The 6,777-nt window shown below is 73.1% G+C and carries 4 protein-coding genes and 1 pseudogene; 3 read left to right on the top strand and 2 right to left on the bottom strand.

The window, feature by feature from the left end:
* Window positions 1–199, top strand: a pseudogene (locus tag IE312_RS41240) (LysR family transcriptional regulator); the annotation flags it as partial.
* A 12-nt stretch (window positions 200–211) separates the two neighbouring features.
* On the opposite strand, the gene treY reads toward IE312_RS41240, so the two are convergent.
* Window positions 212–2,581 carry a malto-oligosyltrehalose synthase gene (treY, locus tag IE312_RS21920; RefSeq protein ID WP_189984057.1) on the bottom strand — a complete coding sequence of 790 codons (2,370 nt, stop codon included), beginning with the start codon at window positions 2,579–2,581 and terminating at the stop codon, window positions 212–214.
* 266 nt (window positions 2,582–2,847) lie between these two features.
* Window positions 2,848–4,959 (bottom strand): glycogen debranching protein GlgX, encoded by a 2,112-nt coding sequence (glgX, locus tag IE312_RS21915; RefSeq protein WP_189984056.1) that lies wholly within the window; start codon window positions 4,957–4,959, stop codon window positions 2,848–2,850.
* Window positions 4,960–5,157: 198 nt separating this feature from the next.
* Here glgX and IE312_RS21910 point away from each other — a divergent pair, with 198 nt between their 5' ends.
* Both IE312_RS21910 and IE312_RS41235 read left to right on the top strand, forming a co-directional pair.
* Window positions 5,158–5,970: a Tat pathway signal sequence domain protein gene (locus IE312_RS21910; protein WP_189984055.1), complete on the top strand. Its 813-nt coding sequence runs from the start codon at window positions 5,158–5,160 to the stop codon at window positions 5,968–5,970.
* A gap of 54 nt (window positions 5,971–6,024) precedes the next feature.
* Window positions 6,025–6,777, top strand: a 753-nt coding sequence (locus IE312_RS41235) for a copper amine oxidase (RefSeq protein WP_440862364.1), incomplete at its 3' end; no start/stop codon positions are given.

Here is a 6,777-nt window from a genome sequence, read left to right as displayed (position 1 = left end):
CGTGCGGGGCGCCGTCGGCGAGGACTGCGTCGTCCTCACCCCCGAACCGGCCTGGAAGCGCCCCCTGGCCGTCTACGCGCGCGTACCGCCCACCGGAGCCGCCGCGGCCTTCACGGACCTCCTGCGGGCCGCCTGGCCGGTCCTGCGGGCCGCCGGGCCCTACGAGGACTGCGCGCGGCCCGCCGGACCGGTCACCTGACGGGCGGCCCCGTCAGTTCTCCGCGACCCGTTCCAGCAGCGCCACCGGCAGCCGGTCCAGGAGCTCCGCCAGGGGCGCGTGGCCGGTGAACTCCCGTCCGGGAGCGAGCAGGTCGGCCCAGCGCCCGGGCGGCAGCGGCAGCCGCGCCTGCCCCCAGCCGCCCGCCTCCGCGAGCCGCAGCGACAGCCGGGTCACCGCCGTGACCACCTCGCCGGAGCGCGCGAACGCCAGGCAGTGCTCGGCCGCCGGGCCCTCGGCGGCCAGCGGGACGTACGACGCGCCCGCGCCGAACACCTCCGGCCGCCGGGCGCGCAACCGCAGCGCCGCCGCCGTCAGCGCGTCCTTCTCGCCGGGCACCTGCGGCGGGAACGCCACCGGCCGCCGGTTGTCCGGGTCCACCAGCGCCCGGTACTCGCCCTCCGAGCCCTGGTACACGTCCGGCACGCCCGGCATCGTCAGGTGGACCAGCGCGGTGCCGAGGACATTGGCCCGCACGTGCGGTTCCAGCGCCTTGCGCAGGGCGGCCACGCGCTCGCCGGACGGCCCGCACGGCCCGGCCGCGACGAACGCCTCCACCGCCTCCTCGTACGGCGGCTCCTGCTCCGTCCAGCTGGTGTACATGCCCGCCTCGCGCACATGCTTCAGCAGCGCCTGCCGCACCCGGTCCTCCTCGGCCGGACCCAGTCCGAACACCGTCTGCCAGGCGGCCCAGGCCAGCTGCCCGTCCGGGGCTCCCTCCTCGGCCAGGCTCACCTCGGCGAGCAGCGCCGACCAGCGGTCCGGGCACTCCGTGAGGACCGCCAGCGCGGCGCGCACGTCCGCGCTGCGCTTGGTGTCGTGCGTGGAGACGACCGTGCCGGTCAGCGGCCAGTCCCGCTGCACGCGCGCGCAGTACGCGTGGAACTCCTCCGGCGTGACGCCCGGGCTGCCCGGATCGCCGCCCACCTCCGCGGTCGACAGCAGCGGCACATAGCGGTAGAACGCGGTGTCCTCGACCGACTTGGCGCGCAGCGCCGAGGCGGTCTGCGCGAACCGGGTGCGGAACTCCACGCGGTCGGCGTGGTCGGGCGCCGAGGGGTCGCCGGGCGGCTCGACCAGCAGCCGGCGCACGATGCCGACGGCCTCGGCCTCCTCCGGCACCACGAACGCCAGCCGGGCCTCCTCGGCGGCCTCCTCGGTGATCACGGCGGAGGCGTCACCGGAGGCGTACGGCCGGTAGACCCGCATCCGCACCAGCAGCTCCTCCACGGCCGTGCGCAGCGCCCAGGGCGCGCGGTCGCGCAGCGACAGGTCGGGCGAGGCGGCGCACAGCCGGGCGGCCACGCGGGTGAGCCGGTCCGTCTCGGTGGCCAGTTCATGGGTGAGCACCTTGTACGCGGCCCGCCGGACCGTGGCCTCCCAGTTGCCGCCCCGGTCCGTCTGCGGCGCCGCGAACGCCCGGTACCGGCCGAGCAGTTCGTACGCCCCGGTGCGGTCCGTGAACAGGCCGTCGACGTGCCGCAGGGCGTCGTAGCCCGTGGTGCCGGCGACGGGCCAGGAGGCCGGCAGCCGCTCGCCGTCGGCCAGGATCTTCTCCACCACCGTCCAGCGCCCGCCGGTCGCCCGGTCCAGCCGCGCCAGGTAGCCGTCGGGGTCGGCGAGCCCGTCGGGGTGGTCGATGCGCAGCCCGTCGACGACGCCCTCCGCCAGCAGTCGCAGGATCGTGCGGTGGGTGGCCTCGAACACCTCCGGGTCCTCCACCCGCAGCCCGATCAGCTCCGAGATGCTGAAGAACCGCCGGTAGTTCAGCTCGGTCCGGGCCAGCCGCCACCACACCGGGCGGTACCACTGGGCGTCCAGCAGCTCGGGCAGCGGCAGGTGCTCGGTGCCCGGCCGGAGCGGGAAGACGTGGTCGTGGTAGCGCAGCACGTCGCCGTCGACCGTCAGGTGCGCCAGCTGAGAGCCGACCGGGCCGCCGAGCACCGGCAGCAGCACACGGCCGCCCTGCGCCTCCCAGTCGATGTCGAACCAGCGCGCGTACGGCGAACCGGGCCCGTCGCGCAGCACCTCCCACAGGGCCCGGTTGTGCCGGGGCGACACCGCCATGTGGTTCGGCACGATGTCCACCACCAGGCCGAGGCCGTGCTCGCGCGCGGTGCGCGCCAGCGCGCGCAGCCCCTCCTCGCCGCCCAGCTCCCCGCGCACGCGCGCGTGGTCCACGACGTCGTAGCCGTGCACGGAGCCCGGAACGGCCTCCAGGACCGGGGACAGGTGCAGGTGCGAGACGCCGAGCGACGCCAGGTATGGTACGGCCGCTTCGGCGGCGGCGAACGGGAACGCGGGCTGGAGCTGCAGCCGGTAGGTGGCCGTGGGCACCCCCGGTCCGGGTCGCTCAGAAGTCATGAGAACCTACGTACCCCGCTCGGCGCCTTTCGTGTCACCGAGCACCGCCCGGATCACGCCGCGTGTCCGCGTCGCGCTTCCCCGGCTCGCGGACCGGCCGGGCCCACCGGGCGGCTCGGCCACCAGGAGCGGGCCCGGCCCGGGGAGGCGGCCGTGCCGCCGTACGGGTGACCGGACCGTCGAAGCACACCGTTGCGCATGCTCCGCGCGCGCGTGCGGGACGCGCAGCCCCTCGGGAGGGGCTGCGCGTCCCGCCGTCCGTGCCGCTACGCCGGCCGTTGCAGCACCGTCAGGCTGCGGTCCCGCAGGCGGATGCGGTCCCCGGCCGCGACCTTCTCGCCCGTCCCCGGCGGCACCCCCTCCGGCCGGGCCGTGTCGACCACCACCTGCCACTGCCGGCCGTGGTCGACCGGCACCAGGAAGTCCAGCGGCTCGGGCGAGGCGTTGAACATCAGCAGGAACGAGTCGTCGGCGATGCGCTCCCCGCGCGGTCCGGGCTCGGAGATGGCGTTGCCGTTGAGGAACACCGCCAGCGCGGACGCCTGCGCCGAGTCCCAGTCCTGCTGCGTCATCTCACCGCCCTCCGGGGTGAACCACGCGATGTCGGACAGCTCGTCGTGGGTCCCTTCCACCGGACGGCCGTGGAAGAAACGGCGCCGGCGGAAGACGGGATGGTCGCGGCGCAGCCACACCATCGCGCGCGTGAACTCCAGCAGGTCGCTCTTCAGCGACTCCGGCCACTCCAGCCAGGACAGCTCGTTGTCCTGGCAGTAGGCGTTGTTGTTGCCGTGCTGGGTGCGGGCGAACTCGTCGCCGTGGCTGATCATCGGCACGCCCTGGGACAGCATCAGCGTGGCGATGAAGTTGCGCATCTGCCGGGCGCGCAGCCGCAGCACCTCCTCGTCGTCGGTGTCGCCCTCCGCCCCGCAGTTCCACGACCGGTTGTGGCTCTCGCCGTCCCGGTTCTCCTCGCCGTTGGCGTCGTTGTGCTTCTCGTTGTACGCGACGAGGTCGTGCAGCGTGAAGCCGTCGTGGCAGGTGACGAAGTTGATGGAGGCCAGCGGCCGGCGGCCGTCGTCCTGGTAGAGGTCGGAGGAGCCGGTGAGCCGGGAGGCGAACTCCGCGAGCGTGCGGGGCTCGCCCCGCCACAGGTCCCGTACGGTGTCGCGGTACTTGCCGTTCCACTCGGTCCACAGGGGCGGGAAGTTGCCCACCTGGTAGCCGCCCTCGCCCACGTCCCACGGCTCGGCGATCAGCTTCACCTGGGAGACCACCGGGTCCTGCTGCACCAGGTCGAAGAACGACGACAGCCGGTCCACCTCGTGAAACTGCCGGGCCAGCGTGGCCGCGAGGTCGAAGCGGAAGCCGTCGACGTGCATGTCGGTGACCCAGTACCGCAGCGAGTCCATGATCAGCTGGAGCACGTGCGGGGACCGCATGAGCAGCGAGTTCCCGGTGCCCGTGGTGTCCATGTAGTAGCGGGGATCGTCCGTGAGCCGGTAGTACGACGGGTTGTCGAGGCCCTTGAAGGACAGCGTCGGGCCCAGGTGGTTGCCCTCGGCGGTGTGGTTGTAGACCACGTCCAGGATGACCTCGATCCCGGCCTCGTGCAGCGCCCGGACCGCCGACTTGAACTCCAGCACCTGCTGCCCGCGGTCGCCCCAGGAGGCGTACGCGTTGTGCGGGGCGAAGAAGCCGATGGTGTTGTAGCCCCAGTAGTTGCTCAGGCCCATGTCGGCCAGCCGGTGGTCGTCGACGAACTGGTGCACCGGCATCAGCTCGATGGCCGTCACCCCGAGCTTGGTCAGGTGTTCGATGATCACCGGGTGCGCCAGCCCGGCGTAGGTGCCGCGCAGCTCCTCCGGCAGGCCGGGGTGGCGCATGGTCAGGCCCTTGACGTGGGCCTCGTAGATCACGGTGTGGTGGTAGTCCGTGCGCGGCGGACGGTCGTCGCCCCAGTCGAAGTACGGATTGATCACCACCGACGTCATGGTGTGCGGCGCCGAGTCCAGGTCGTTGCGCCGCTCCGGCGCGCCGAAGTGGTACCCGTAGACCTCCTCGCCCCAACGGATCGAACCGCTGACCGCCTTCGCGTACGGGTCGAGCAGCAGCTTCGCCGAGTTGCAGCGCAGCCCGCGCCCGGGGTCGTAGGGGCCGTGCACCCGGAACCCGTACCGTTGCCCCGGCATGACGCCGGGCAGGTACGCGTGCCGGACGAACGCGTCGCTCTCGCGGAGTTCCACCGCCGTCTCCGAGCCGTCGTCGTGCAGCAGACACAGCTCTACTCGGTCCGCGGCCTCCGTGAAGACCGCGAAGTTGGTTCCGGCGCCGTCATAGGTGGCGCCGAGTGGATACGCCTCTCCAGGCCAGACCTGCATGGATACGACTCTCCCAGGTGTGCCGTCCGGGTGGGGCCGGGTCGGCCCCGCGTCTCGTCCGAAAGTGAGTCAACCTCCCGTGGCTCACCCGCCCTCTTGTTCAGTGACCAGTGCGCGCGGCGGTTCTGGTACCCGCCGTACGCCGAACCAGCGGGGCAGACACGTAATTCACGGGGATCAAGGGGAGCAGGGGGAGATGTGCGCGAGAAAGTCCACCGTCACCTGGGCAAAGTACTGACCGGTGCGGCCCTGGCGGCGGCGGGGACCGCCGCCATGGTCGCGGTCACTCTGCCGGGCACGGCCGGAGCGGACGATTCCGGAGGGGCCGGCGGCGGTGCGCGGGCCGCGCGGCAGACCGGGCAGGGACCGGACGCCGCACCGCCCGGCGTCGTCGAGCAGGCACCGGCCGAGCCGAAGCGGGGCACCGGCCGGGATCCGCTCACCGACGACGAGATCCGGCGGGTCGAGAAGCTCGCCGGGGCCGGACGGCTTTCGGCCACCGCACGGGACGTCTCCGGAGCCCGCGGCCCGCAACGGCTGAGCACCGACCTCGCCGAGCCCGAGGCCGCCGAGGTCGACGACCCGAACGCGCCGCGCCGGGCCGACGTGACCTTCTACGACTACCGGACCGACACACTCGTCACCCGGACCGTCGACCTCACCACCGGCAAGGTCGAACACACCGGCACCCAGCGCGGTGTGCAGCCGCCGCCGGCCCGTGCCGAGAGCGCCGAGGCGGCCCGCATCCTGATGGCCGACCCGCTGGGCGCGGGCCTCAAGGCGGACTACAAGGACGCCACCGGCAAGGACCTCACCTCACCGGACCAGCTGGAGCTGAGCGGCGGGATCTACGAGGCCTCGCCGGGCGCCCAGCCCGCCGTGCTGGACCGGTGCGGCGAGCACCGGTGCGTGCGCCTGTTCACCAAGGTGCGCAACGGGCCCTGGATCGACACCAGGGACCTGGTGATCGACCTGAGCGCCCGCAGGACGGCCGCCCTCGACCGCGGCTGACCGGCCGCCCGCCCGCCTTTCCCACCGGACCAACGGCAAGGGAGTCACCTCTACATGCCCGACAAGCACCTGACCGCCGGCGCGCGGCGCCTGGGCCGTGCCGCCCGCAAGGGCGCGGCCGCCGCCCTGTCCCTGGCCGCGCTGGCCGCCGGCGTCACGACGCTCGCCGGCCCGGCCGCCGCCCGGCCGGCCACCGCTCCCGCGGCGGTCCCCGGCTGCAGCGCCGCCTACACCATCGAGCAGAAACTCAGTACGGGTACGACCTGGCGGATGTGCTGGCGCTACGACGGCAAGGCCGGCCTCGTCCTGCAGAACGTCTCCTACCAGCCCAAGGGCGAGAACAAGCCGATCAAGGTCCTCAACAGCGCGAGACTCGGGCAGATCCACGTGCCGTACGACGACGGCAAGCACGAGTACTACGACCTGACGGGCCAGCCCTTCGCCCAGTACCTGATGGACCTGTCGCCCGCCGAGTGCCCCGGCGGCACCATCAAGACCGTCAAGGTCCCGGACGGGGACCCGCGCCACCCGAACGTCAAGGGCCTGTGCACCACCACCCGTTCGCGCGGCCACGCCTACCGGATGCACGACATCCTCGACTCGGGCAGGACCTACCAGCAGCAGGGCAAGGACCTGCTGGTCTACACCGTCAACCAGGTCGGCTGGTACGAGTACATCAGCGAGTGGCGCTTCCAGGACGACGGCACGATCACCATGAACACCGGCGCCACCGGCAGCCTCTCCTTCGAGGACTACAACGCGCAGGACGGCCGCGGCTGGCCCATCGGCAAGGGCGCCCGGGACTAC

The sequence above is a fragment of the Streptomyces capoamus genome (assembly GCF_014654935.1).
Taxonomy (GTDB): Bacteria; Actinomycetota; Actinomycetes; order Streptomycetales; family Streptomycetaceae; genus Streptomyces; species Streptomyces capoamus.
Note: the sequence above shows the minus strand (reverse complement) of the source record. Positions and strands in the feature narration are given on the sequence as shown.

Bases quoted from the DNA above. Each gene is read 5' to 3' on its own strand.
- glgX (WP_189984056.1), bottom strand. From the start codon at position 4,959: ATGCAGGTCTGGCCTGGAGAGGCGTATCCACTCGGCGCCACCTATGAC.
- treY (WP_189984057.1), bottom strand. From the start codon at position 2,581: ATGACTTCTGAGCGACCCGGACCGGGGGTGCCCACGGCCACCTACCGG.